Consider the following 26,585-nt stretch of genomic DNA (forward strand, 5'->3'; position numbering starts at 1 on the left):
GTTGCCTGATATAATCGAGAATAAAGCCGCCTAGACGGCATAGATAATAACCACTAGGAATGAGTAATGAAGATTTTTATTATGCGTCACGGAGAAGCTGAACATTATGCAGCGAGTGATGCACAAAGGGCCTTAACCGAAAGAGGTCTTCGTGAGTCTGTTGCTGTGGCTCGTGCTTGTGAAAAGCAAGATCTTCGCCATGTAGATAAAGTATTGGTAAGCCCTTACTTACGGGCGCAGCAAACTTGGGCTGCGATAGCCTCTTATTTTAATGCCGATGATGTTGTGACCTGTGATGACATCACACCTTATGGGAAAGCGGAAGTGGTATTTGAGTATGTCTCTGCCTTGGCCGATGTAGAACAAATCGAATCAGTGCTGCTGGTGTCTCATTTACCGTTAGTTGGCTATCTCGCGGCTGAATTCGTTACCGATTTAGTCCCTCCAATGTTCCCCACATCCGGTCTGATTGGTATCGAATATGATAGAGAGTTGCGTAAAGGACAGCAGATCTGGAGTATTAATCCTTAAACCACCATTCAAAGTAAAAGAAGTTCACGTAATTTGAATAACTAGGCTACGTTAAGTGAAGGGTTATTGCCTTTACCAATGTAGCCATTATTTTGACTGTTTTACTGGACTAAAAATTGCATCGCCGAGTTAACGCATTGTCGCATTTATAGATATTTATCAACAGATTGCTTGCTAACCTATGAAATTTACTCTCCCATTTGCAGATAAATTGCCATCAATACCGCAGCGAAGTATGCCAGCAATCGGTGCGCCGGTTATGGTATTGGCCACGTTGGCTATGGTCGTTTTACCGATCCCAGCCTTCCTATTGGATCTGTTTTTCACTTTTAACATTGCCTTATCGATGGTGGTGTTACTCGTCACTGTCTATACCCGTAGACCGCTTGATTTTGCTGCATTTCCTACGGTTTTGCTTATTGCAACCTTACTTCGACTAGCCTTGAACGTTGCTTCAACTCGTGTGGTTTTATTGTATGGTCATGAAGGCCCTGGGGCGGCTGGTAACGTCATTGAAGCGTTTGGTAGTGTGGTGATCGGTGGTAACTACGCCGTCGGTTTAGTGGTGTTTTTGATCTTGATGATCATCAACTTCATGGTAGTAACCAAAGGTGCGGGACGTATTTCTGAGGTGAGTGCTCGCTTTACCCTAGATGCCTTGCCGGGTAAGCAAATGGCCATAGATGCGGACTTAAATGCGGGTTTAATCGATCAAGACCAAGCGCGGCTGAGACGCTTTGAAGTAACCAAAGAAGCGGATTTCTACGGTTCAATGGACGGTGCGTCAAAATTTGTTAAAGGGGATGCGATTGCTGGGATATTAATTTTGTTCATCAACATTATTGGCGGCTTATCGATTGGTATGGCGCAATATGGGTTGGGTTTTAAAGAAGCGATCCAAATCTACACACTGCTGACCATTGGTGACGGCTTAGTGGCTCAGATCCCCTCATTGCTGCTTTCGATTGGCGCTGCCATGATGGTTACCCGTCAAAATACCGATGAAGATATGGGAGAGCAAGTCGTCTTCCAACTGTTTGACAACCCTAAAGCATTGATGATTACCGCTTGTATTCTCGGCATCATGGGCATTGTACCGGGTATGCCTCACTTTGCTTTTTTACTGCTAGCCGCGTTAGCGGGTGGTTGCGCGTATTGGATGATACGCAAACAGAAAAAAACCGCCGATGAAAAGAAACTGCCTGCAAAAGTGGACAACGAAGCACCCACTCAAAAAGAGCTCTCTTGGGATGATGTTCAACCCGTTGATGTGATTGGCTTAGAAGTGGGCTATCGATTGATACCGCTGGTGGACCGAGATCAAGGTGGAGAGCTGCTCGAACGCGTAAAAGGTGTTCGGAAAAAACTGTCGCAAGACTTTGGCTTTCTCATCCCCGCAGTGCATATTCGCGACAATTTAGAATTAACACCCAATAGTTATCGCATTACCTTAATGGGGGTTGCTGTTGGTGAAGCGGAGATCCGCCCAGATCAAGAACTGGCGATTAACCCTGGTCAAGTCTATGGTGTTATTGACGGTGAACGCACACTCGACCCTGCATTCGGCCTTGAAGCGGTTTGGATCCGTGAAGAACAACGTGAACACGCACAAGCTCTCGGTTACACAGTTGTGGACTCATCGACCGTACTCGCCACTCATTTGAGTCAGCTTCTCACTAATAACGCCTCGCAACTGATTGGTCATGAAGAGGTTCAAAACTTAATTGAAATGCTGGGTCGCTCAGCGCCAAGGCTAGTTGAAAACTTCGTTCCAGATCAACTGCCGTTGGGTACAGTCGTTAAGGTACTGCAAAACCTACTCAATGAAGCGATTCCAATCCGAGATATTCGAACCATAATACAAACCTTGGCGGAGTATTCTGGGCGGAGTCAAGAACCTGACATCCTAACGGCTGCCGTTCGAATCTCATTGAAGCGTTTAATCGTCCAAGAAATCAATGGTATAGAACCTGAACTACCAGTGATAACACTGATTCCTGAGCTGGAACAAATATTGCATCAAACCATGCAGGCGTCAGGAGGAGAATCGGCAGGTATTGAGCCAGGCTTAGCAGAGCGTCTACAAGCTGCACTGAGCCATGCAACGCAAGAACAAGAATTGAAAGGTGAGCCCGCCGTGTTACTCACGTCTGGTGTGCTTCGTTCAACTTTGGCGAAGTTTGTGAAAAACACGATACCTAATTTGCGTGTGCTCTCTTATCAAGAAATACCTGACGAGAAACAAATTCGGATTGTTCAAGCCGTTGGTAACTAACGAAACTGTTGTTACCTAATCGGGCTTTAGCCATTTAACACGGATATCTGCTTTGAAAATAAAACGATTTTTTGCCAAAGATATGCGAACAGCGCTGCTGCAAGTGAAAGAAGAGCTTGGTGCGGAAGCGGTGATCATGTCGAATAAAAAAGTCGCGGGTGGTGTGGAAATCGTTGCCGCTGTGGATGGTGAACAGCCCACCCAGCAAAACAGTGCCAAGCGCTATAATTCGCAGCCTAGACAACAAGGTTACACCCAAGTCACCCCGTCTTTGAACAAATCCTCTCGTGAGTTGGATGATGATCGAGTCAGCCTGCAAAACAGCGCAGATTCTGGGCGTTCAATGACCAAACGTTTTGCAAATATGTTAAAGCAGTACAGCGCACCAAGTGGCTCAGATTCGGACTATCACGCCGAAAATGAAGATTCGCTCTCTGCATTATTGCAACGTCAATCGGGTTCATCTAACACCAACTCAGGACACGGTAGTGCAGAGTTACGAGCCGATTCGCCATTAGCGAAGTTAATTGCAGAGGATAGAAGAGCGTCCACCCGTCAAACGCCGAAGCTAGATCCGTCGCGTTATGATCGTTACCCAACGCAAGAGGCGAGTGTTTCGAACCCAGAGCTGGAAAACATGCGTGAAGAGATGACCTCAATACGCCGCTTGTTAGAACATCAAGTTTCAGGATTAATGTGGCAAGAAGTTGAGCGTCGAGAGCCTTTGCGTGCCATGCTCATTAAAAGACTTGAGCGTATGGGGGTTTCACAAGAACTGGCTGACCAGCTTGCGTGCTATATCCCAGAAGATACGGCTCCAACTAAAGCTTGGAAGGCGCTGCTTGGCTTAGTGGCTGATCAAATCCCTGTTTCCAAACAAGATATTCTGAAACGTGGTGGTGTGGTTGCGCTATTAGGCCCAACAGGGGTTGGTAAAACCACCACCATTGCTAAACTAGCCGCTCGCGCCGCTATGGAGTATGGCGCTGATAACGTTGCTCTAGTCACCACAGATACCTACCGTATCGGTGCTCATGAACAGCTCTCTATTTATGGCCGAATTATGGGTTGTCCAGTAAGAGTTGCTAAAGATTCCAGTGAGTTAGCCGATGTAATATATCAGCTAAGAAATCGGCGTTTAATTTTAGTTGATACCGCGGGGATGGGGCAGCGTGATGTTCGGTTATCAGAGCAGCTCGATACCCTGATGCAAGAGAGTGGCGAAATCATCCACAGTTACCTTGTTCTGCCTGCAACGGCACAAAGAAAAGTATTACAAGAAACAATCGAGCACTTTAGAAGGATCCCTCTTTCAGGGTGCATTATGACTAAGCTTGATGAGTCATTGAGCTTAGGGGAATTTGTGAGTGTCGTGGTTCAAAACGCACTGCCCGTTGCTTACATCGCGAATGGCCAGCGTGTACCAGAAGATATTGTGATTGCCCAGCCGAAGTACATGGTTGCAAAGGCAAACGAATTGCTAGAGAAGTCGACAGAGAATGAACCTCACTATTGGAGCAGCGACTCCGAGAGATTCTAGGCGGCGGACAAATATGGCGAATAATATGATATATGACCAAGCGAGCGGTTTACGCCGCTTAACTCAACCGTCACTGACCAAAGTCATATCTGTGACTGGTGGTAAAGGTGGTGTGGGTAAATCTCACGTGACACTCGGCATGGCGATCTGCATGGCTCGTCAAGGCAAAAAAGTCATGGTGTTGGATGCAGACTTAGGTTTAGCTAACGTGGATGTTATGCTTGGCATACGCCCGAAGCGAAACTTAGGGCATGTACTGGCTGGCGAGTGTGAACTGAAAGATGCCATCGTCGAGGGACCTTTTGGGATACGAATAATTCCAGCGACCTCGGGCACACAGTCGATGACAGAGTTGTCACACGCCCAACATGTTGGTTTAATACGCGCCTTTGGCAGTTTAGAAGATGAGATGGATATTCTGCTCATCGATACAGCCGCAGGTATTTCTGATATGGTCGTGAGCTTCTGTCGCGCCGCACAAGATGTAGTGATCGTGGTATGTGACGAACCGACATCCATCACCGACGCTTACGCGCTGATCAAGCTCTTAAGTCGTGAACACCAAGTGCAACGTTTTAAAATTGTGGCCAATATGGTGAGAAGTTATCGTGAAGGACGGGAATTATTTGCTAAATTAACTTTAGTGACAGAAAGATTCCTAAATGTGAGCCTTGAACTTGTTGCTTGCATACCTTTGGATGATAAAGTGCGACAAGCAGTAAAAAAACAAAAAATAGTGGTCGATGCGTTTCCACGGTCACCTGCGGCACTGGCAATCAGCTCGTTGGCAAGTAAAGCGTTAACGTGGCCAATTCCAAGAACGCCGACAGGCCATCTGGAATTTTTTGTCGAGCGTTTGCTAAATAGAACAGAAAGTGTAGGGGAACCATTCGGTGAATAAAGCGCTTACTTATGACCAACACGGAAACCTAAAGAGCCAACAAGCATTTTTAGAAAAATACTCTGTATTGGTTAAGCGTATTGCACACCATTTAGCAGGTCGCCTGCCACCAAACGTATTGGTCGAAGATCTAATACAAGCCGGTATGATAGGCCTACTTGAAGCACAAAAAAATTATGATGGGAGTAAAGGTGCAAGCTTTGAAACCTACGCAGGAATTCGAATTCGTGGAGCTATGCTCGACGATATTCGGCGTGGTGATTGGGTTCCACGCTCGGTTCATAAACACAACCGAGAGATAACCCATGCAATTTCAGTTCTAGAAGGTGAGCTAAACCGAAACCCAACTGATACAGAAGTTGCGAAGTATTTAGGCATGTCGCTGGATCAGTACCATACTGTATTAACTGACATTAATTGCTCACGGATTGTCGGAATCGAAGATTTAGGTATTTCTGATGATGCAATTTCTCCTCTGGATGACGATGAAGACAACTCGCCATTTAAGGGAGTCGCCGATGAATCGTTTCGTAAAGCATTGGTTGAATCAATAAAATCACTTCCAGAACGTGAAGCTTTGGTACTTTCGCTCTATTATGATGAAGAGCTAAACTTAAAAGAAATTGGTGAAGTTCTAGGTGTTAGCGAATCCCGCGTTAGCCAGATACTAAGCCAATCTATGCAGCGACTAAGAACGAAGTTAAGTTCTTGGACGCAAAATGACTAATATCACTGATTTCGAGCTCAGTGGAGGCAATTTTGAATAAAAACATGAAGATCCTTATTGTTGACGACTTTTCAACAATGCGCCGTATTGTTAAGAATCTACTTCGTGATTTGGGCTTCAATAATACCCAAGAAGCAGATGATGGCCTGACAGCGTTGCCTATGCTAAAGAAAGGTGATTTTGAGTTTGTGGTTACAGACTGGAATATGCCGGGCATGCAAGGCATCGATTTGTTGAAAAATATCCGAGCAGACGCAGAACTTAAGCATCTGCCTGTTCTGATGATCACCGCAGAAGCAAAACGCGAACAAATCATCGAGGCTGCTCAAGCAGGTGTGAATGGTTATATCGTAAAACCTTTTACTGCTGCTACGCTTAAAGAAAAACTGGATAAAATTTTCGAGCGTTTATAAAGCGTGTGGTCACAGACAAAAGGTGCTCTATTCATTTATGCGCGAAAAGGCTAATCGATGATTTCATTAGAACAAGCAAAAGAACTCGTTCAGCTACTGGAAAATGGACAGCAAGATCAGGCGAATCAACTCTTTAAAGAGACCTACGACAAAGCAAGCAATCCAATGCTGCAAGAAATAGGCACTTTGACAAGGGAACTGCATGAATCGCTCAAACAGTTCAACCTTGATGAACGCATGGCTGAGATTGCAAATGACGAAATTCCAGATGCAAGGGATCGTCTTCAATACGTAATTGATAAAACGGAAGTGGCTGCGAATAAAACAATGGATGCAGTGGATCGATGTATGCCGATCGCTGACAGCCTTCATGAAGGTCTGTTAAAAGTGCGTCCACAATGGAATGAGTTGATGCATGGACGTATTGATCTCATTGAGTTTAAAGCACTTTGTCACCGTATTGATGATCTACTATCACAAGTTGAAGGCAACAGCAGCGAATTACGAGGTCAGCTAACTGAGATATTGATGGCTCAAGACTTTCAAGATCTCACTGGCCAAATAATTCGGCGTGTTATTACGCTGGTTAATGAAGTTGAGAAACGCCTAGTTGAGATTCTCACTGCCTTTGGGGCTAACCAAATAGAACAAAAAACAGACAAGAAGAACCCATCTATCGAACCTGAAGGTCCTATTTTGAACCCTCATGAAAGAGCCGATGCGGTTTCATCTCAAGACGAAGTCGATGATTTGTTATCGAGTCTTGGTTTTTAGGGGTAACGTATGAGCTACGAATTAGACGACGACATTCTTCAGGACTTTTTGGTTGAAGCAGGTGAAATTCTCGAATTGCTCTCAGAGCAATTGGTTGAACTTGAGAACAACCCCGAAGACAGGGAGTTATTAAATGCGATTTTCCGCGGTTTCCATACCGTTAAAGGTGGGGCCGGGTTTCTTGCCCTCACCGAGCTGGTTGAGACGTGCCACGGTGCCGAGAACGTATTTGATATCTTACGCAATGGCCAAAGAAGTGTAACATCGAGCTTGATGGATACGATGTTACGAGCTTTAGACACCGTTAACGCACAGTTTCGCGCTGTTCAAGATCAAGAACCCTTAGAGCCTGCAGATCCCGCTCTACTCGATGAACTTCATAAATTGTGTCGTCCTGCTTCTGAAGATGAAATTGACGAAGTGGAGCCTGTTATTGCTGAAGTTGAAGTCGAGGAAGAGGCCGCTATCGAAGCGCCTGAACCGGAAGTCATTCAACCAGTGGCCTCAAAGGCTGTCGCGTCAAATTCTATCGATGAAATCACGCAAGATGAATTTGAAAAACTGTTAGACGAATTACATGGTAAGGGCACCGCGCCTAATGCTCATTCTGAAAATGCCGCACCGGCGGCCCCAGCGCCTAAAGCCCCAAGTGCATCAGTGGCTGCTAGTGGTGACATTACGGATGACGAATTTGAAAAGCTGCTTGATGAACTGCACGGCGTAGGCAAAGCTCCAACCGTTGAACCCGCTCCTGAGGTTACAGCGAAACCAGCTACTCCGCCTAAATCAACAGCGGCACCTAAAGCTTCTGCTGGTGGTGGCGATGATTTGATGACGGACGAGGAGTTTGAAAAGCTTCTTGACGAGCTGCATGGCTCAGGAAAAGGGCCATTGCCAGAAGAGTTGGAAATGGCAACCAGACCTGCTTCTGAAAATGTGAAGCCAGCAGAGCCTGTAAAACCAACAGAGACCGCAAAACCGAAAGCTGAAGCGGCGAAACCTACACCTGCTCCTCAGCCTAAAGTAACGGCTCCAGCCACCTCTTCCCCGGCGAAAGCTCCGGTTGCAGTGGCTGAGAAAAAAGAAGTATCAGCACCTGCTGTGGCTAAAAAAGCGCAAACTCAGCCGGAAACAACAGTCCGTGTTGATACATCAACGCTCGACATCATTATGAACATGATTGGCGAATTGGTGCTAGTGCGTAACCGCTTGCTGAGTTTAGGGCTTAATAGCAACGACGAAGAGATGGCAAAAGCGGTGGCTAACCTTGATGTAGTTACTGCGGATTTGCAAGGCGCTGTTATGAAAACGCGCATGCAACCGATTAAGAAAGTGTTCGGTCGTTTCCCTCGCGTGGTTCGAGACCTTGCACGTACCCTGAAAAAAGACATCGTGCTTGAAATGCGGGGCGAAGAAACAGACCTTGATAAAAACTTGGTTGAAGCGCTTGCAGACCCATTGATCCACTTAGTGCGTAACTCAGTTGACCACGGCATTGAAATGCCTGATGTGCGTAGCAAATCTGGAAAGCCAAGCACGGGTAAAATCATACTCTCAGCTTCGCAAGAAGGTGATCATATTGAGCTAGCTATCGTCGATGATGGCGGCGGTATGGACCCAGATAAGCTGCGTAGTATTGCGGTTAAACGAGGCATGATGGATGAAGATGCGGCGTCGCGTCTCTCCAATAAAGAGTGTTTTAACTTAATCTTTATGGCGGGATTCTCCAGTAAAGAGCAAATTTCAGACATTTCTGGTCGTGGTGTTGGGATGGATGTTGTAAAAACAGCCATCAATACACTCAATGGTTCAATTGACATCGATTCTGAGATGGGCAAAGGGACTAAGATTACGATCAAAGTGCCGCTAACACTCGCTATCTTACCGACATTGATGGTTGGGGTCGCAGGGCATCCATTTGCTCTACCACTTGCGAGCGTGAATGAAATCTTCCACCTTGATCTTAGCCGGACGAACGTCGTTGATGGACAACTGACCATCATAGTACGTAAAAAATCGATACCACTCTTCTACTTACAGAATTGGCTAGCACCTAAAGCAGGTAAAATAGAACTGCGTAAAGGTCATGGACATGTTGTTATTGTTCAGATTGGTAGCCAGCGAGTTGGTTTTGTGGTTGATACCTTAATTGGCCAAGAAGAAGTGGTAATCAAACCACTAGATAAGCTTCTTCAAAAAACACCGGGTATGGCTGGGGCAACGATTACCAGCGATGGACATATTGCACTAATACTAGATGTGCCAGATTTGCTTAAGCAGTATGCTGCTGCTTCCCGCATTTAAATGAGCACACAATATAAGGACACCCATGGCGATTAGAGTATTAGTCGTTGATGATTCGAGCTTTTTTAGACGGCGTGTGAGTGAAATTATTAACTCTGACACCCGTCTAGAAGTGATTGATGTTGCAACTAACGGTAAAGAAGCCGTAGAAAAAGCGAGAATCTTAAAGCCTGATGTCATCACAATGGATATTGAGATGCCAGTTATGGATGGCATTACTGCTGTCCGTGAAATTATGGCTGCGAACCCGATCCCAATCTTGATGTTCTCATCGCTGACTCATGATGGTGCCAAAGCAACGCTAGATGCTTTAGATGCTGGAGCGTTAGATTTCTTACCGAAAAAGTTTGAAGATATTGCCCGTAACCGTGATGAGGCTGTCGCTTTATTACAACAACGGGTTATTCAAATCGCGTCCAAAAAAGGGATGCTGAGAAGACCTTTGGTTTCACGCCCAGTGCCGAGCACATCGTCGCCGTTTGCCAACAGAACAGCGGCTACAACGGCGAGTTCCCCTGCGCCGAAATCAATGAGCACATTGGCTCGCTTTAAAGCTACAGGTAAAAAATATCAGTTGACCGCTATCGGTACCTCTACTGGGGGCCCGGTTGCGTTACAAAAAATATTGACGAAGTTACCTGCGAATTATCCGCATCCGATCGTACTCATTCAACACATGCCAGCCACCTTCACTGCTGCATTTGCAAACCGGCTCAACTCACTGTGTAAAATTGAAGTGAAAGAAGCAGAAGATGGCGATGCATTGCGCCCAGGCGTTGCTTACTTGGCTCCGGGTGGTAAACAGATGATGATTGAGGGCCGTCCGGGTAGTGCTAAATTGCGCATTATCGATGGTGGCGAACGTATGAACTATAAGCCGTGTGTTGATATAACATTCGGTTCTGCGGCGAAGATCTATGCAGATAAAGTGCTGTCAATGATATTGACTGGTATGGGAGCCGATGGTCGTGAAGGGGCTCGAATGTTACAAGCCGCAGGGGCAACCATTTGGGCTCAGGATGAAGAAAGTTGCGTGGTGTATGGTATGCCGCAAGCTGTCGCAAAAGCGGGGATCTCGTCTGAAGATTTACCGTTAGAGCGTATATCAGAACGAATGTTAGTTGAAGTTGGCCTCGCATAAAGGAAGTTCAATGATTGTATGGAGTATTGCAAACCAAAAAGGCGGTGTGGGTAAAACAACCACAACGATTACGCTTGCCGGTTTGCTAAGTCAGCAAGGCAAAAGAGTGCTGTTGGTCGATACTGACCCTCACGCCTCGCTTACTACATACTTAGGTTATGATTCTGATGGCGTGCCCGTCAGCCTGTTTGACCTATTTCAGCAACGTGAGTTAACAGAGCAAAGCGTTACCCCTCTTATCCTAAAAACCGATGTTGAAGGCATTGATCTCATCCCTGCCCATATGTCTCTAGCCACTTTAGATAGAGTCATGGGCAACCGCAGTGGAATGGGGCTGATTTTGAAACGTGCGCTTCTTGCATTGCGCCATAATTATGACTACGTATTGATCGACTGTCCTCCAATCTTAGGGGTAATGATGGTTAATGCATTGGCCGCCAGCGATCGTATCTTAATTCCAGTGCAGACTGAGTTTCTGGCTATGAAAGGGCTCGAAAGGATGATTCGCACCTTAGCCATCATGCAAAAATCTCGTAGTCGATCGTTTAAAGTGACTATCGTACCGACTATGTACGACAAGCGAACCCGGGCTTCTTTGCAAACGCTGAATCAACTTAAAAAAGATTACCCAGAGCAAGTTTGGAGCTCTGCTGTACCTATAGACACCAAGTTTCGTGATGCGAGTTTAAAGCGCTTGCCTGCTTCTCATTTTGCTGAAGGTAGCCGTGGTGTTTTTGCTTATAAACAGTTGCTGATTTATTTAGAGAGGCTAGCTATTGATGAGTAGTGGGCCATTTTTATCCAGTGAACAAGCACTCGATGACTACTTTACAGCGTTACTAGATGAAGAAGCGATTGAACTTGAGCTGAAAGCGGAAGAGCAAAAAGAATTGTCCCTTGCTGAACCTGAGTTAGCGCTTTCGACATCGGTGCAATCTGTACCGGAAAAAAGTTATTACCATGCTGAAGTGGTTGAGTTTGAGCTGCCGAATTTAGATGATGTGCAGCGCTTATTAAGCCAGCTAGAATCAAGTAATCCAGTGGCAGAGTTAGAGCTGGAAGAGATCATGGAGCAAAACACCGTTCAGATCGCTTTAAAAACTCAACCAGTGACTGAAATTGTTGAAGAGATCCAAGAATGGGATATTCCCGCCGATACCTTGGAAACAGAACCTGAAGTTGAAATTCTGACTGCGGCAGACACTGTTGAAGAATTTGCTGTTGACGTGGAAGTGGTTGAGCAACCGACGGCTGAAGTCGAACTTGAAACGCAAGCGGGCTACTTTGGAATTGGTACATGGCAAAGCACTGCGAGAACACGAGATTTTCAAGTGCTCTATTTTGAAGTGAATGGCGTGACGTTTGCGGTGTCTCTTGATGAACTTGGGGGGATCCACCGTATGGCAACGCTCAATCATTTAATCGGTCGACCTGCTTGGTACCTTGGACTGCAAACTAATAAAGACAATCAGCTAGATGTTGTCGATACGGCAAAATGGGTAATGGCAGAAAAGCTCCATGATGATAGCTACAAAGAAGGTTATCAATACATCGTCATGCTTGGTGACAGTATGTGGGGGTTAGCAAGTACTCAGCTTATGGGTACAGAATTGCTAAGCTCAGAGAAGGTCCGCTGGCGAGAACAGGCAGGCAAAAGGCCGTGGCTTGCTGGAATGGTAAAAGAAAAAATGTGTGCTTTGATCCATGTTGAAGCATTGATAGCTATGCTTAATGCAGGGCTTGATGTAAAAGCACTAGAGAAATAATAATACATTGATGTCGGAATCGACTTAGAGAGGAAAAGGTATGTCTCAGACTAACGAAGTAGAAGTAAGAAAAGACAAGTCTAACGACGAAGTGCTTCAGTGGGTGACGTTCCAACTAGAAGAAGAAACATACGGAATTAATGTAATGCAGGTACGTGAAGTACTCCGCTATACAGAAATTGCACCGGTACCAGGTGCTCCTGATTATGTTCTTGGCATCATTAACCTACGTGGTAATGTTGTGACCGTCATTGATACACGATCTCGTTTTGGCTTAATGCAAGGTGAAATCACGGATAATACACGCATTATTGTGATTGAATCTGAGCGCCAAGTGATTGGTATTTTAGTCGATAGCGTTGCGGAAGTAGTTTACCTACGTTCTTCTGAAATCGATACTACACCAAGTGTTGGTACTGATGAGAGCGCTAAGTTTATCCAAGGCGTGAGCAACCGTGACGGTAAGCTATTGATCCTTGTTGACCTGAATAAACTGCTAACTGAAGACGAGTGGGACGAGATGGTCCACCTATAATGAGCGAAGCTATGTTGTTCAGTGCTCCTGTTATTCTTATAGGGAGCGCGGTTTTTGTTGTTGTATTTTTGTTGCTGGTGTTACTTCGTGTACGTCAGGGACTTGCCCAACAGATTGATCACCAAAGACAACAAGCCCGATCGTTAGATAAGGAGTTGCAAAAGGCGAATAGACAGCTGTTGGAAATACGCTCAGTTGCTATTGGTCTTGGCCAAAAAGTGACGGATCAGCAGGATCTCATCCAGCATTTAAACGAGCGAATTACTGAATTGGAACATGTTGATACGGATGGGCGTTTATACAGCCGAGCGACAAAAATGGTCCAACTCGGTGCTGACATCAATGAGCTTATTAAAGAGTGTGAGCTACCTAAAGCTGAAGCTGAGTTGATGATGTCCTTGCAGAAGAAAATTGCAGGGCATGAAAGCATCCCGCCACTGAGTAGTCACCCGGAAGGTCGCGAGCCGGTGCAAAGTACGAGGCGACCTGCAAAAAAATAGTCGAAAGAGCGAAACTAGAGAGGGAAGCCAATGGCTTCCCTCTCTAGTTTTGAATGTGGTTAAATGTAGCCATAAAGTAGTAAATGAGACAGAAAATAATTAAAAATTAACAGTTTCTTACCTAGTTTCGTGACTGGTAATAGTCTTATTATGTTTTGTCTTAGGTGTGGTGTGCTAATATAGCGGCTCAAATTTCTCGATTTAGATGCACATGCTTGAAGTAAATAACCTGACCGCAATTCGTGATGAAAGAGTTCTGTTTGAAGCACTTAGCTTTGTGATTCATGCTGGCGAATTGGTGCAGATTGAAGGACGGAACGGCACAGGTAAAACGACCTTACTACGAATTATTACCGGGTTAGGTGATAGAGAGGATGGTTCTATTTTGTGGAATGGCATGAATATTGAGTCTAATCGTGATGATTACCACCAAGATTTACTGTTTCTTGGTCATCAAACTGGGGTTAAGCGCGATTTGACGGCATTCGAGAATCTTCATTTTTATCAATCAGTGCATAATGCAGAATCGTCTTCTCAAGAGATATATCAAGCCTTGGCTAAAGTGGGTTTAGCTGGCCGAGAAGACGTGGCTGCAGGCCAGCTTTCTGCCGGACAACAGCGCCGAGTTGCGCTGGCTCGTTTGTGGCTCAGTCAACAAAAGTTGTGGATTTTAGATGAACCGTTAACTGCGATTGATAAGCAAGGTGTCAAAGTGTTGGAAGCCTTATTTCTAGCGCATGCGCAACAAGGTGGCATTGTTGTATTGACCACACACCAAGATATGTTTGCTAACTATCCGCAATTGCGAAAAATTAAATTGGGGCATGAGTCATGATCGTGACCATGGGGATGATCATCCGTCGTGAATTATTGATCGCCTTTCGACGTCAAGCCGATATTTTTAATCCACTGTGGTTTTTTATCATAGTGATCACCCTATTCCCGCTGAGTATCGGCCCAGAGCCTGCTTTGCTCGCCCGTATCGCTGCAGGTATTGTTTGGGTTGCGGCGTTACTGTCGGCGCTACTATCACTTGAGCGTCTGTTTCGCGATGATTTTCAAGACGGGTCACTTGAACAAATGATGCTGATCCCAGTGCCATTACCCATAGTCGTTATTTCAAAAGTCGTGGCTCATTGGTTATTGACTGGACTGCCTTTAATTTTAATTAGCCCATTGTTAGCCGTATTATTGTCATTAGATTTTAATACGTGGCTTGCAGTTGTATTGACTTTGTTCATTGGCACGCCAACGTTGAGTTTTATCGGTGCTATTGGTGTTGCATTGACCGTAGGCTTGCAAAAAGGTGGCGTGTTGCTGAGCCTACTGGTCTTACCCTTGTATATCCCGATTTTAATCTTCGCTACATCAGCTATTGATGCAGCATCGCTTGGCATGCTCTACAACGGTCAATTGGCTGTTTTGGGGGCAATGTTTATGGGCGCGATAACATTAACTCCATTTGCTATTAGCGCAGCATTGAGAGTCAGCGTTAACTAAATTAAGTACGAACGATATTTTCAGCAATGCATTTGAGCGTTGCGTATCAACAACACAATAAACTGAGCAGACACATGCTCAGAAGCAATGAAGTAAGAGTGAGACAATACAATGTGGAAATGGCTCCATCCCTATGCAAAGCCTGAATCCGCCTATCGGCTATGTGGAAAGTTCCTGCCTTGGTTTGCAGGGCTTGCTATCTTATGCCTGGTAGTCGGTAATATCCTTGGTTTAGCTTATGCTCCGGCAGACTATCAACAAGGCGACAGCTTCAGAATCATTTACATTCATGTCCCTTCCGCCATTTGGTCAATGGGCATTTATATGTCGATGGCGATTGCGGCTTTCATTGGTCTAGTTTGGCAATTAAAACTGTCAGACATGGCCGCTGCTGCAATGGCGCCCATCGGTGCGGTATTTACGTTTATTGCGTTAATTACTGGAGCCATTTGGGGTAAACCGATGTGGGGAACTTGGTGGGTATGGGATGCTCGTCTGACGTCTGAGCTCATTTTACTGTTTCTCTATTTGGGAGTGATTGCGCTTTACCACGCTTTCGATGATCAAAAAACAGCCGCAAAAGCCGCAGGTCTGCTGGCCATCGTTGGTGTGATCAATCTACCTATCATTCATTTCTCCGTTGAGTGGTGGAATACCCTGCATCAAGGTGCCACGATTACTAAATTTGAAAAGCCTTCCATATCCAGTGACATGTTGTGGCCACTGCTGCTCAATATTTTTGGTTTTGCTTTCTTTTTTGCTGCGGTCACTATGGTCCGCTTACGCAATGAAATTATCAGTAAAGAGAGCCATCGCCCTTGGGTTATCGAATTGGCAACCCTTCAAACACAGAAAGGTAACTGATCATGCATTTTGACTCTTTGAGTGATTTCTTGGCGATGGGCGGTTACTCCGCCTATGTATGGAGTGCATTTGGCATTACCTTTTTATCCATGTTTATTTTACTGATGCTCAGCATCAAGCGTGGCAAAACCTTGTTGCAAGATGTGCAAGCAAAGGTTGAACGCCAAGCCAGAATTGATGCTGCAAAGCATATGGAGAACACCTTATGACCCCAAGACGTAAAAAAAGACTCACCATTATTTTGGCATTGATTATTGGGGCTGGTGCCACCATTGGTTTGATGTTGTATGCACTCAATCAAAATATGGACCTTTTCTATACGCCGACCGAGCTTGTACACGGTAAACCCGATGGGACAAAGCCAGAAGTGGGTCAACGGCTACGCATTGGCGGCATGGTGGTGGTGGGCTCTGTGAAAAGAGATCCGGGTTCACTAAAAGTAAGATTTCAGCTCCACGATGTTGGTCCAAATGTGACGGTCGAATATGAAGGCATCTTACCCGACTTGTTTAGAGAAGGTCAGGGTATTGTTGCGCAAGGCGTATTGAAAGATGCCACCACAGTGGAAGCGTTTGAAGTGCTAGCCAAGCATGATGAAAACTATATGCCACCGGAAATTGCTGAAGCAATGAAGAAAACGCATGAGCCGTTAACCTATAGCTCGGAACAAAAACAAGGAAGTGCTCAATGATTGTTGAAATAGGACATTTTGCCCTTATTGTTTCACTTGGGCTTGCCATATTACTCAGCTTACTTCCACTTGTTGGTGCTTCTAAAAACAATACCATGCTGATGAATACTGCGCGGCCATTAGCATGGGGAATGTTTTCATTGCTATTGGTCTCATTTAGCATTTTGCTGTGGGCATTTTATGTCAATGACTTCACGGTACAATACGTGGCGAGTAATTCGAATAGTCAATTACCCTGGTATTACCGTCTAACAGCGGTGTGGGGGGCGCATGAAGGTTCATTATTGCTGTGGGTTTTAATTCAAGCGGGATGGACTGTGGCGGTGGCTACCTTTAGCCGTGGTATGCCTCAAGAATCTGTGGCGCGAGTCTTATCCGTTATGGGGCTGATCAGCGTTGGATTCTTGCTGTTTGTCATCGTGACTTCGAATCCATTTTTACGCACCTTACCCTATTTCCCAATTGATGGTCGTGACTTAAACCCGCTGCTACAAGATCCTGGGCTAATCATTCACCCACCCATGTTATACATGGGATATGTTGGTTTTTCAGTCGCATTCTCATTTGCAATAGCCTCTTTGATGACCGGGCGTTTGGATACTGCATGGGCCCGTTGGTCTCGTCCTTGGACAACTGCGGCGTGGTTATTTTTGACATTAGGTATCGCGCTAGGTTCGTGGTGGGCTTACTACGAACTTGGCTGGGGTGGCTGGTGGTTCTGGGATCCAGTAGAAAACGCGTCGTTTATGCCATGGCTTGCGGGAACGGCATTGATGCACTCACTTGCTGTGACAGAAAAACGTGGCACATTCAAAGCTTGGACAGTGTTACTGGCAATTTCAGCATTTTCGCTCAGTTTACTGGGCACATTCTTAGTGCGATCTGGTATTTTGGTTTCGGTACACGCATTTGCATCCGATCCCGCTCGTGGCCTGTTTATCCTTGGGTTTTTGGTGTTTGTCATCGGTGGCTCACTGCTATTGTTTGCCGTTAAAGGTGCGGCAGTGCGCGTCCGTGGCAATGCTGAATTGATCTCGCGTGAAAATGCGCTGCTCTCCAACAACATCTTATTAATCGCGGCATTGGTGGTGGTGTTGGTTGGCACCTTGTTACCTTTAATCCACAAGCAGATTGGCCTTGGTTCCGTATCAATAGGAGCGCCTTTCTTCAACATGCTGTTTGCATGGCTAATGGTGCCATTTGCATTTTTGCTGGGGATCGGTCCACTGATCCGTTGGAAGCGCGATAATTTTTCCAAGCTTTTGAAACCGATGTTGATTTGTGGCCTGATGGCGTTGATTCTTTCGGCGGTTATGGTGTACCTGCTAGCTGAACGCTTTAGCTTGATGGCATTTATCGGCTGGGTCATGGCGTTTTGGATCATCTTGCTACACGTTGTCGAGTTGCACCAACGTGCGACACATCGTCATAGCTTCATGATAGGGGTGACTAAACTACAACGTAGCCACTGGGCCATGATGTTAGGCCATGTTGGTCTTGCCGTTACTGTGATTGGTATTGCGATGGTGCAAAACTACAGTATCGAGCGTGATGTTCGTCTAGCACCTGGGGAATCTTTTGAAATCCAACAATATAACTTTTATTTCAAAGGGTTAAGAGATAAAGATGGCTCGAACTATGATGGTTATATTGCCGATTTTGAAATTACGCAGGATGGGCAATACGTGAATACACTCCATGCGGAAAAACGCTTTTATCGTACTGCCAAGTCAATGATGACTGAAGCGGCCATCGATCGTGGCATCACTCGCGATTTGTACATTGCAATGGGTGAGCGATTAGAAGATGGTCATTCATGGGCGATCCGAATTTATTACAAACCATTTGTACGTTGGATCTGGGCTGGTGCTTTATTGATGTCATTAGGTGGTGCGCTAGCTATCAGTGACAAACGCTACCGCTTTAGAAAAAGCTCCCAACAGGAGGCGTAGATGAACAAGAAAATTCTATTTATTCCATTGGTGGCTTTTCTTGGTCTAGTTGCCGTGTTTGTTACTCAGTTGGTCAAAAATACCGAAGGTGATGATCCCACAAAATTGGAGTCGGTTCTGATTGGTAAGTCTGTGCCTGAATTTCGTTTGGAAGATTTAGCTGAACCCGGCAAGCTGTATGACCAAGCGATATTTAAAGGGGAGCCTTTGCTGCTGAACGTCTGGGCAACTTGGTGCCCGACCTGCTATGCCGAACATCAATATCTCAATCGGTTGGCGGGTGATGGTGTAAAAATTATAGGCTTAAATTATAAAGATCAACGAGATAAAGCGGTTCAATGGTTAAATGAGCTAGGTAATCCTTACTTGATCAGCCTGTTCGATGGTAATGGTATGCTAGGGTTAGATCTCGGCGTTTACGGTGCGCCGGAAACCTTTCTCATTGATGCCAACGGCGTTATTCGTTACCGCCATGTGGGGGATGTTAATCCAACCAATTGGCAAACAACTTTGCAACCTATGTATCAGAAACTTCTAGAGGAAGCGAAGTAATGAAGCGTTTTATATTATCGATCATTGCTAGCTTTGCTTTGGTATTTTCTGTGCAATCTGCAATTGAAGTGTACGAGTTTGATAACCCACAGCAAGAGCAGCAATTCAAAGAGTTGAGTAATACATTGCGTTGTCCAAAGTGTCAAAACAATACTATTGCCGACTCAAATGCTGCATTAGCACAGGACTTACGTAATAAAGTCTATGAAATGACCAAGCAAGGTAAGTCTGAACAAGACATTGTTGACTACATGATTGCACGTTACGGCAACTTTGTGACCTATAACCCACCGTTGACTTTGGCGACTTCCATCTTATGGCTAGGTCCTTTGAGTGTGGTGTTTCTGGGTTTTGGTTTTATTGTATTACGCAGCAAACGTCGTAAAGCATCAACCGCTCAAAATGGTGAAGTTTGGGATGCCGAAAAGGAAGAGCGATTAAATCAGTTGCTCGCCGAAGATGCGGTTGATGATGAGAAGCATGGAGACAAACAATAATGACGTTTTTTTGGTTATCTACCCTCATTCTGACCTTCTTTGGTTGTGTCTTCATTGCACTGCCAATCCTCAAAAACAGAGCGAACAACGATGCAGCGCTGCGTGACGAATTGAACAAAGCGATCTTTAAAAACCGCCTTGCAGAGTTACACGAAGAGACGCAAGAAGGGTTGGTTGACAGCGAACAAGAGCTGATTGCTGATCTGAAACAGGCACTATTGGATGATATTCCTGCGCAATCGGTGCAAGGAAATTCTTCACATGTATCACCGATGGTTGTTTTGATCCCCTCGATTTTATTGGTCGTTATCTTAAGCTATGGCTTTTACCTAAAATTTGGCGCGGCTAGTCAAGTAGAGCAGTGGCAGCAAGTGAACGCTAACTTACCTGCACTCTCAAAAAAAATGATGTCACCAGAAGGTGCTGCCTTAAGTGATGATGAGATGGATGATCTCACACTGGCGCTGCGCACTCGTCTGCATTATCAGCCTCAAGATGCGACCGGGTGGTTGCTGCTTGGACGTATTGGACTTGCTAACAGAGATATAGAAACATCGATTGGCTCAATGAAAAAAGCGTATGCGTTAGATCCAAAAGATGCAGATGTGAAGTTGGGCTATGCGCAAGCATTAATGTTGTCACAAGATGAGCTTGACCAAAATCAAGCACGTGAAATTTTAACGGCATTAGTACAACAAGATTATGTTGATCTACGCGTGTTTTCACTACTTGCGTTTGATGCGTTTGAACGCCAGGATTACCCAGCGGCGATGAAGTATTGGCGATTAATGCAGCAGATGATTGGCCCTGAAGATAGCCGTTATGAGATGCTTTCGCGCAGTATTGAAAGAGCACAAAGCAAAATGCAGCCTAAAGCTATCGATGGGAAAATGGTTCCTGTCACCATCTCACTCGGTGATGGTGTGACTCTTGAACAAAATGCAGTACTCATAGTCTCTGTGCACAGTTCTGATGGTGCACCTATGCCTGTTGCCGCAGCGCGTTATCCACTGACTCAATTCCCTATTAAGGTTGTGTTAGATGATAGCAATAGCATGGTTCAGGGTCGGAAGTTATCCGACCTTGCACAGCTTATTGTTCGAGTACGCTTGGATACTGATGGCAATGTTTCAACCAAACAAGGTGATTGGTTTGGTGAAAGTGCTCCCATGAGCCTCGGTCAACCTGTTGAAGTTGTGATCAATAAGCAGTATTAATAGCACTTATATACAATTAACGTATTGATAGGCCGATGTATCATCGGCCTTTATACATGGAAATAAATAATGATAAGCCGCCTATCCCGACTGATATGCCCTATGCTGTTCCTTTTCGTATTAGCAGGGTGTGCAAGCGCTCCGGATTCAACGTCAGCCGAATCAAATCAAACGCAGTCGGGCGATCCTTTTGAGGTTTTTAACCGATCAATGTGGACAATCAACTACGATTATATCGATCCATACTTGGTTCGCCCTGTTGCGATTGCCTACGTGGATTACATTCCACACCCCATTAGAAAAACGATCGCCAATGTTCTGTCAAACCTTGATGAACCTTCAAGCATTATCAACAACATATTGATGGGTAATGGTACGAAAGCCGTTGACCACTTTAACCGCTTTTGGATTAATAGCACCTTAGGCCTGTTTGGGATGATTGATATTGCGTCAGAAGCGGGCATCACCAAACACAATGAAAAAGCGTTTAGTGATGCGGTAGGCCATTATGGTGTTGGTAATGGTCCATATTTAATGATTCCTGGATACGGGCCCTACACGATTCGAGAAACCACAGATGTTGTGGATGGCTTGTATGTACCACTTTCTTATCTCAATGTCTGGGCTGGCCTAGGCAAATGGGCTCTGGAAGGATTGGAGACCCGAGCAAGGCTCGTTCCCCAAGAAGTGACGTTGGAAAACTCCCCAGATCCATATTCATTAACTCGCGATGTTTATTTACAACGCCAAGATTTTAAAGCAGAAATTGATACCCAAACGTATGATGAATCGGAAGAAGAGTATCTCGACGATTATCTGGAAGAAGGGTTTTAATCATACCCATGTAGGTCGGCCTTGTACTGCTAGCTAGGCCGACATCACACGTCCGCTAAAGTATTCGTTAGCGACGATGTATTCCGTATTGCGGATCAATTCATCTTGCAGCTCAGCCCAATGGGGCTTCTCATCTACATCACCTTTTGCGCTAGGCACTACGCCTCCGACCCTTATGTTGAAAGGGGTTAGTTCTTTTGCCCAACTCTGCGTGAAACCAGAAACCATAGAATTCGCATTTTCAATTCCCGCTAGGTCATACTCATCATTTTGAGAAATGACGTTCACAATCACACCGGGCTTGTTGTTAATACGCATTCGCTCAGCACTTGCTTGACCAAAAGTGAATAAAGTTGAGGCCATCATGGCGAGCTTCTGAAGAAAGACTTCAGCTCGTTGTTCACCTATCAAGGGTGGGAGGGATGCATTTGGCCAATTATTGACCAGTACATCCGGTGCCCCATGATAGGTTTGATCAATAAAATCGAACAGCCGATGGATCGTTTCTAAAGAGTAATCTGGTGTGTGGTAATAATGAACATCCTGAGAGATCGCTTTGCAACGAGCAAAGGTTTCCATTAATCCAAATTTGTCTTGGTCACACAAAATAATTTTTGCACCTAAATGTGCGAAATGAACGGCCAGCGTGCTACCAAGCATCGAACTTGCTGAAGTGATTAATATTATTGCACTTTTTATATCCATTGGGTGCCTCACCCTATTGTTTGTTTTATTGTTGTAGCGGGATTTAGTCTCAATAGGATGGTTGATTAACTGTGGGTAGGGTGTGAATAACATCAAATTACTCAGCCTAAGCGAGCGTGGTATGTGTTTTTTTTGGTCATATTCACATTCTGATCTAGAGAATGTCGTTTTGTGTTACATACAAGACATCAAACTTGGGTGCGGATCTGATCTCGCCGGTGGGCAACGGTGAGTTGAACCGACAGATCGGCAACTAAGAGCTCAACGTTTGAGGGGGAGGCAAGATGCCTTCGCTCATGTCCTGACAGATTAAGATATACCTCTTCGGGTAAATCATGCGTATCTTCAGGCAAATAGGCGAGTACTTCAGGAGTCAAGTAGTGGCTGAGTTTCGCACTGGCGAGCCCTCCGTGATGGAAAAGCTCGGCCTGTTTTGCTGAAACAGCGTAAGAGCTTTGGTCGGAACGCAGTGCTTGAGGCTCCGTAAGCTCAAATCGCTTACGTAACAATTCATCGCTAGTGGGTGGGTTTTCAATACGTTCAACAGGAGTGTTGTCGCGTACATCGTTAGAAAACATCGACAGTATGAGTGCAAAGTCTGCACGGCGTCCTTGCTGGACAGCATGGCTTAGCCCCGAGCCAAATTGAAGCTCGTTTATAATACTGGCTTTATCTAATGTATGTACTTGCATTTGCCTCTCCAACCGATGCACTTTTAGCGGCGAGAAAGCAGATAACTTTAGATAAAATAACAAAAAAGCCTGCGATAAAGCAGGCTTTTCATATGACTAAATACCAATCCAAGGGGAAAAGGTTATTTTGCTAGGTTTTCTGCAACGAATGCCCAGTTAACCAGTGCCCAGAAACCATTCATGTAGTCAGGGCGTAGGTTACGGTAATCGATGTAGTAAGCGTGTTCCCACAGATCAACCGTCAGTAGCGGAGTCACACCTTCGTGAGTCAGTGGTGTGGCTGCATTTGAAGTGTTGATGATCTCTAAAGAACCATCCGCATTTTTCACCAACCAAGTCCAAGATGAACCAAAGTTATTGATCGCTGAGTCAGTGAATTTTGCTTTAAAAGCTTCAAAAGAACCAAATGCGGCGTTGATTGCGTCTGCAACGGCACCTGTTGGTTCGCCACCTGCATTTGGTGCAAGGCAGTGCCAATAGAAGGTGTGGTTCCAAATTTGAGCGGCGTTATTAAATACGCCACCAGTTGAAGTCTTGATGATCTCTTCGAGAGATTTACCTTCAAATTCAGTGCCAGGGATAAGGCCGTTAAGCTTCACAACGTAAGTGTTGTGGTGCTTACCGTGGTGGAAATCTAGTGTTTCGGCTGAAATGTGTGGTTCTAGAGCGTCTTTAGCGTAAGGCAAAGCTGGTAATTCGAATGACATTGCTCGATTCTCCGTTGTGTAGAAAGAGTGAAAGTCTCTTTCAGTAGCTTCCAGATATTATAATGATATTCGTCGATACGACTGACTTGAAGGTATTTTAGCAAGTTTTTACTTTATTAAAAGTCCTAATGTTGAAAATTGTTGTATAGGCAGGATATCCATAAATAATATGTGCTTTTTATTCTCTATTAATGATTTAGAATGTCAGTAACAAACCGCACTATCCCCATTAAGAGGAAGCAATGGAAACTATTGATAAAATTAAACAGCAACTTGAAGAAAATGCCATTCTGCTATACATGAAAGGCTCTCCTAAGCTACCAAGTTGCGGATTCTCTTCTCAAGCTGCGCAGGCTTTGATGGCTTGCGGTGAGAAATTTGCTTATGTGGATATTCTGCAAAACCCAGATATCCGCGCTGAGCTGCCTGTATACGCACAGTGGCCTACTTTTCCACAATTGTGGATTGAAGGTGAGTTGATTGGTGGTTGTGACATCATTATCGAAATGTTCCAAAAAGGCGAACTGCAACCTTTAGTGAAAGAAGCCGCTGCACGTGCAGGCAATGAAGAGTAATACTGTATAAAATAACAGTTTTTCTTGATTTATTAAGGTCACATTGGTTAATGTGGCCTTATTTTTTGCGTTGATTTGAGTTTATGACCCGTTTATTCATTGCTGAAAAGCCCAGCTTAGGGCGCGCTATAGCCGATGCTCTGCCGAAACCACACAAGAAAGATCAAGGTTTCATTCGTTGTGCGAATGGCGACATCGTTACTTGGTGTATTGGGCATTTACTCGAGCAAGTTGAGCCGGATGTTTATGATGAACGCTATAAAAAGTGGAATTTACTCGACTTACCTATCATTCCTTCACAGTGGCAGCTTAGACCGCGCAAAACATCGAGCAAACAGTTGACTGTGATTCGTCAGCTTTTGAAAGAAGCATCGCAAATTATCCATGCAGGAGACCCGGATCGCGAAGGGCAACTATTAGTTGATGAAGTGATTGATTATTGCAAAGTAAGCCAAAGTAAAAAAGAGCAAGCATTGCGGCTACTGATCAGCGATTTAAACCTTCCAGCCGTGCAGCGTGCACTGAAACAGATGCGCAGTAACCGCGAATTCATCCCTTTATCGGTTTCAGCGCTCGCGCGTTCAAGAGCCGATTGGTTGTATGGCATGAATATGTCACGGGCTTATACTTTGCTGGGGCAGAAAGCGGGCTATCAAGGTGTCTTGTCGGTTGGACGGGTACAAACTCCTATTCTCGGGCTTGTGGTACGTCGGGATGAGGAGATAGAAAACTTCATCCCGCGAGACTATTTTACATTACATGCGTTAATCCCTTATCAAACTGATCAAGTGGCGTTTGATATCCGTGCGCGCTGGAAACCCAGCGATGCTTGCCAGCCGTGGCAAGATGAAGAAGGGCGAGTCTTAAACCGCAAGTTGGTGGAAAATGTCGCACAGCGCATCGCAGGGCAACCCGCCACAGTGATTGAAGCCGAACAAAAGCAAACTAAGCAAGCCGCGCCGTTACCTTATTCCTTATCTGCACTGCAAATTGATGCAGCGAAGCGCTTTGCAATGAGCGCCCAGCAAGTGTTAGACACTTGCCAATCTCTGTATGAGAAGCATAAATTAATCACCTATCCGCGCTCAGATTGTCGTTACTTACCACAAGAACATTACGCTCAAGCTTCGTCAGTAACTCAAGCTATCGCGTGCAACGCCAAAGAGTTGTTAACGGCGGTCAGTGGCGCAAACTTAGCTCTTAAATCCAAAGCATGGAACGATAAGAAAGTGGACGCGCACCATGCCATTATTCCCACACCAAAGCAGGCATCCGTCAATGCCTTGTCGGGAAATGAGATGAAAATATACCAATTGATTGCGCGCCAATACTTGATGCAATTTTATCCCGCCGCCGTGTACGCCGAAGCCAAGCTGGTGTTTGATATTGCGGGTGGCTTTTTTGTTGCGTCAGGGCGACAACTGGTTGAAACCGGTTGGAAGAGTTTGTTAGGCAAAGTCGATGAAGAAGAGAACGGAGTCGATACCGTTCCACCACTGAGTAAAGGGACGGTGCTGACGTGTCGAGAAGGGGAGATTCACGATCGAAAAACCGAGCCTCCTCGTCATTTTACTGAAGCGACTTTACTACAAGCGATGACGGGAATTGCTCGCTATGTTGAAGATAAAGAGCTGAAAAAAATCTTACGTGAAACCGATGGTTTGGGTACGGAAGCGACGCGAGCGGGGATCCTTGACACTTTATTCAAGCGGCAACTCTTAACACGTCAAGGTAAACTGATTCTAAGCTCGTCAGCGGGAAGGGGTTTAATTCATGCGCTGCCAAATGAATCAACTTATCCTGATATGACCGCCCATTGGGAGCATCAATTGCAAGCGATGGCTGAACGTGGGCAAGCGTATCAACCCTTTATGCAAGTGCTGCAAGAGCGCATTATTCAGATCATGGAACAGGCGAAATCGGGCGCAGTGCCAGAGTCGCTTCGCTCATTGCCCAAAGTGGAGCGCCCTGCATTCAAACGAAAGATACGTAAATCCAGCAAAACCACGCGTTATCAACGTAATTCGGCTCAATAAAATGACATCAAAGAATCGGTCGCTAAGTAAGCTGAGGCCTGCGAATTAGGTAAGATATTCACCGACCTGACGAGCTAATTATCACATTTTCGATAAAAAAGGCTGGTATCCCAATCGGTTACATTGTCAGTCACTTTGCCGACAAGTGGTAGTAAACGCCACGCCTCGCGCTCTTGAAAAGGGTGGCTTGTTATCACGGCAAAACCAGCAATACAGCATCTTCCACCTTTAGAACGGATAAACTGGGCAATCGAGCTGACCGCTTCTTCACTGTAGGATTCAATCTTATAGAGATGGCTCATACACTTCTCCTCTCTAACCATGTCATTAATTACGACATAACCGTTGAATAATGG

At 45.2% G+C, this 26,585-nt stretch carries 29 protein-coding genes; 25 read left to right on the forward strand and 4 right to left on the reverse strand.

Going from position 1 to position 26,585, the window contains the following annotated elements; genetic code table 11:
* The first annotated feature begins 66 nt into the window (after positions 1 to 66).
* From sixA to AACQ75_RS11890, 23 genes are all read left to right on the forward strand, one after another.
* Positions 67 to 531 carry a phosphohistidine phosphatase SixA gene (gene sixA / locus AACQ75_RS11780; protein WP_017042529.1) on the forward strand — a complete coding sequence of 155 codons (465 nt, stop codon included), beginning with the start codon at positions 67 to 69 and terminating at the stop codon, positions 529 to 531.
* Between the two features lie 181 nt (positions 532 to 712).
* Complete coding sequence (gene flhA / locus AACQ75_RS11785) at positions 713 to 2,806, forward strand: flagellar biosynthesis protein FlhA (protein ID WP_013856364.1); 2,094 nt, start codon at positions 713 to 715, stop codon at positions 2,804 to 2,806.
* A 52-nt stretch (positions 2,807 to 2,858) separates the two neighbouring features.
* Positions 2,859 to 4,346 (forward strand): flagellar biosynthesis protein FlhF, encoded by a 1,488-nt coding sequence (gene flhF / locus AACQ75_RS11790; RefSeq protein WP_017042531.1) that lies wholly within the window; start codon positions 2,859 to 2,861, stop codon positions 4,344 to 4,346.
* Positions 4,347 to 4,359: 13 nt separating this feature from the next.
* Positions 4,360 to 5,247, forward strand: a complete 888-nt coding sequence (locus tag AACQ75_RS11795; protein WP_010318888.1) for a MinD/ParA family protein — start codon at positions 4,360 to 4,362, stop codon at positions 5,245 to 5,247.
* The gene (locus AACQ75_RS11800; RefSeq protein WP_010318887.1) at positions 5,240 to 5,974 is read left to right on the forward strand and encodes an RNA polymerase sigma factor FliA; all 735 of its coding nucleotides are present in this window, start codon (positions 5,240 to 5,242) and stop codon (positions 5,972 to 5,974) included. The genes AACQ75_RS11795 and AACQ75_RS11800 overlap by 8 nt, the downstream gene beginning before the upstream one ends.
* Before the next feature lie 44 nt (positions 5,975 to 6,018).
* Positions 6,019 to 6,387: a chemotaxis response regulator CheY gene (gene cheY / locus AACQ75_RS11805; RefSeq protein WP_033197405.1), complete on the forward strand. Its 369-nt coding sequence runs from the start codon at positions 6,019 to 6,021 to the stop codon at positions 6,385 to 6,387.
* Between the two features lie 57 nt (positions 6,388 to 6,444).
* Positions 6,445 to 7,161: a protein phosphatase CheZ gene (locus AACQ75_RS11810; RefSeq protein WP_017045236.1), complete on the forward strand. Its 717-nt coding sequence runs from the start codon at positions 6,445 to 6,447 to the stop codon at positions 7,159 to 7,161.
* Positions 7,162 to 7,170: 9 nt separating this feature from the next.
* Complete coding sequence (locus AACQ75_RS11815; RefSeq protein ID WP_170888704.1) at positions 7,171 to 9,465, forward strand: chemotaxis protein CheA; 2,295 nt, start codon at positions 7,171 to 7,173, stop codon at positions 9,463 to 9,465.
* Positions 9,466 to 9,490: 25 nt separating this feature from the next.
* Complete coding sequence (locus tag AACQ75_RS11820) at positions 9,491 to 10,606, forward strand: protein-glutamate methylesterase/protein-glutamine glutaminase (protein WP_094125773.1); 1,116 nt, start codon at positions 9,491 to 9,493, stop codon at positions 10,604 to 10,606.
* A 10-nt stretch (positions 10,607 to 10,616) separates the two neighbouring features.
* On the forward strand, positions 10,617 to 11,393 hold the full coding sequence (locus AACQ75_RS11825) for a ParA family protein (protein WP_026027244.1): 777 nt from the start codon (positions 10,617 to 10,619) through the stop codon (positions 11,391 to 11,393).
* Complete coding sequence (locus tag AACQ75_RS11830; protein ID WP_445285785.1) at positions 11,383 to 12,372, forward strand: chemotaxis protein CheW; 990 nt, start codon at positions 11,383 to 11,385, stop codon at positions 12,370 to 12,372. The genes AACQ75_RS11825 and AACQ75_RS11830 overlap by 11 nt, the downstream gene beginning before the upstream one ends.
* A 40-nt stretch (positions 12,373 to 12,412) precedes the next feature.
* On the forward strand, positions 12,413 to 12,907 hold the full coding sequence (locus AACQ75_RS11835) for a chemotaxis protein CheW (RefSeq protein ID WP_013856372.1): 495 nt from the start codon (positions 12,413 to 12,415) through the stop codon (positions 12,905 to 12,907).
* The gene (locus tag AACQ75_RS11840) at positions 12,907 to 13,407 is read left to right on the forward strand and encodes a DUF2802 domain-containing protein (protein ID WP_202598892.1); all 501 of its coding nucleotides are present in this window, start codon (positions 12,907 to 12,909) and stop codon (positions 13,405 to 13,407) included. Before AACQ75_RS11835 ends, AACQ75_RS11840 begins: the two co-directional genes overlap by 1 nt.
* 211 nt (positions 13,408 to 13,618) lie before the next feature.
* Positions 13,619 to 14,242, forward strand: a complete 624-nt coding sequence (gene ccmA / locus AACQ75_RS11845) for a cytochrome c biogenesis heme-transporting ATPase CcmA (RefSeq protein ID WP_026027245.1) — start codon at positions 13,619 to 13,621, stop codon at positions 14,240 to 14,242.
* On the forward strand, positions 14,239 to 14,907 hold the full coding sequence (gene ccmB, locus AACQ75_RS11850) for a heme exporter protein CcmB (protein ID WP_013856375.1): 669 nt from the start codon (positions 14,239 to 14,241) through the stop codon (positions 14,905 to 14,907). The genes ccmA and ccmB overlap by 4 nt, the downstream gene beginning before the upstream one ends.
* Positions 14,908 to 15,018: 111 nt before the next feature.
* Positions 15,019 to 15,771, forward strand: a complete 753-nt coding sequence (locus AACQ75_RS11855) for a heme ABC transporter permease (RefSeq protein WP_019280903.1) — start codon at positions 15,019 to 15,021, stop codon at positions 15,769 to 15,771.
* A gap of 2 nt (positions 15,772 to 15,773) precedes the next feature.
* Entirely contained in the window at positions 15,774 to 15,980 is a 207-nt protein-coding gene (gene ccmD / locus AACQ75_RS11860; protein ID WP_013856377.1) for a heme exporter protein CcmD, read from the forward strand.
* Positions 15,977 to 16,462, forward strand: a complete 486-nt coding sequence (ccmE, locus tag AACQ75_RS11865; protein WP_013856378.1) for a cytochrome c maturation protein CcmE — start codon at positions 15,977 to 15,979, stop codon at positions 16,460 to 16,462. Before ccmD ends, ccmE begins: the two co-directional genes overlap by 4 nt.
* A complete protein-coding gene (locus AACQ75_RS11870) occupies positions 16,459 to 18,414 on the forward strand; it encodes a heme lyase CcmF/NrfE family subunit (RefSeq protein WP_170888705.1) in 1,956 nt (651 codons plus the stop codon). Before ccmE ends, AACQ75_RS11870 begins: the two co-directional genes overlap by 4 nt.
* The gene (locus AACQ75_RS11875) at positions 18,415 to 18,966 is read left to right on the forward strand and encodes a DsbE family thiol:disulfide interchange protein (RefSeq protein ID WP_013856380.1); all 552 of its coding nucleotides are present in this window, start codon (positions 18,415 to 18,417) and stop codon (positions 18,964 to 18,966) included.
* Positions 18,966 to 19,463, forward strand: a complete 498-nt coding sequence (locus tag AACQ75_RS11880) for a cytochrome c-type biogenesis protein (protein ID WP_017042542.1) — start codon at positions 18,966 to 18,968, stop codon at positions 19,461 to 19,463. Before AACQ75_RS11875 ends, AACQ75_RS11880 begins: the two co-directional genes overlap by 1 nt.
* A complete protein-coding gene (gene ccmI, locus AACQ75_RS11885; RefSeq protein WP_017048529.1) occupies positions 19,463 to 20,680 on the forward strand; it encodes a c-type cytochrome biogenesis protein CcmI in 1,218 nt (405 codons plus the stop codon). Before AACQ75_RS11880 ends, ccmI begins: the two co-directional genes overlap by 1 nt.
* A gap of 69 nt (positions 20,681 to 20,749) precedes the next feature.
* Positions 20,750 to 21,514, forward strand: coding sequence for an MlaA family lipoprotein (locus tag AACQ75_RS11890; RefSeq protein ID WP_013856383.1), 765 nt, complete (start codon positions 20,750 to 20,752; stop codon positions 21,512 to 21,514).
* Positions 21,515 to 21,547: 33 nt separating this feature from the next.
* Here the strand turns inward: AACQ75_RS11890 and AACQ75_RS11895 are convergent, their stop codons facing one another.
* The 3 genes from AACQ75_RS11895 to sodB all read right to left on the reverse strand — a co-directional run bounded on the left by AACQ75_RS11895 (position 21,548) and on the right by sodB (position 23,618).
* Positions 21,548 to 22,174 (reverse strand): SDR family oxidoreductase, encoded by a 627-nt coding sequence (locus AACQ75_RS11895; protein ID WP_370685854.1) that lies wholly within the window; start codon positions 22,172 to 22,174, stop codon positions 21,548 to 21,550.
* Between the two features lie 233 nt (positions 22,175 to 22,407).
* Positions 22,408 to 22,911 carry a VC2046/SO_2500 family protein gene (locus tag AACQ75_RS11900; RefSeq protein WP_026028396.1) on the reverse strand — a complete coding sequence of 168 codons (504 nt, stop codon included), beginning with the start codon at positions 22,909 to 22,911 and terminating at the stop codon, positions 22,408 to 22,410.
* 122 nt (positions 22,912 to 23,033) lie between these two features.
* Complete coding sequence (gene sodB / locus AACQ75_RS11905; RefSeq protein WP_010318866.1) at positions 23,034 to 23,618, reverse strand: superoxide dismutase [Fe]; 585 nt, start codon at positions 23,616 to 23,618, stop codon at positions 23,034 to 23,036.
* A 242-nt stretch (positions 23,619 to 23,860) separates the two neighbouring features.
* Between sodB and AACQ75_RS11910 the strand changes: the two genes are divergently transcribed.
* Together AACQ75_RS11910 and AACQ75_RS11915 are read left to right on the forward strand one after the other, a co-directional pair.
* Positions 23,861 to 24,193 (forward strand): Grx4 family monothiol glutaredoxin, encoded by a 333-nt coding sequence (locus AACQ75_RS11910; RefSeq protein ID WP_010318865.1) that lies wholly within the window; start codon positions 23,861 to 23,863, stop codon positions 24,191 to 24,193.
* Positions 24,194 to 24,276: 83 nt separating this feature from the next.
* Complete coding sequence (locus tag AACQ75_RS11915) at positions 24,277 to 26,229, forward strand: DNA topoisomerase III (protein WP_170888706.1); 1,953 nt, start codon at positions 24,277 to 24,279, stop codon at positions 26,227 to 26,229.
* Positions 26,230 to 26,303: 74 nt separating this feature from the next.
* Here AACQ75_RS11915 and AACQ75_RS11920 read toward each other — a convergent pair whose 3' ends face one another.
* Positions 26,304 to 26,531 carry a hypothetical protein gene (locus tag AACQ75_RS11920; protein ID WP_026028272.1) on the reverse strand — a complete coding sequence of 76 codons (228 nt, stop codon included), beginning with the start codon at positions 26,529 to 26,531 and terminating at the stop codon, positions 26,304 to 26,306.
* Positions 26,532 to 26,585 lie beyond the last annotated feature (54 nt).

This window comes from Vibrio sp. B1-2 (assembly GCF_963888445.1).
GTDB lineage: Bacteria > Pseudomonadota > Gammaproteobacteria > Enterobacterales > Vibrionaceae > Vibrio > Vibrio anguillarum.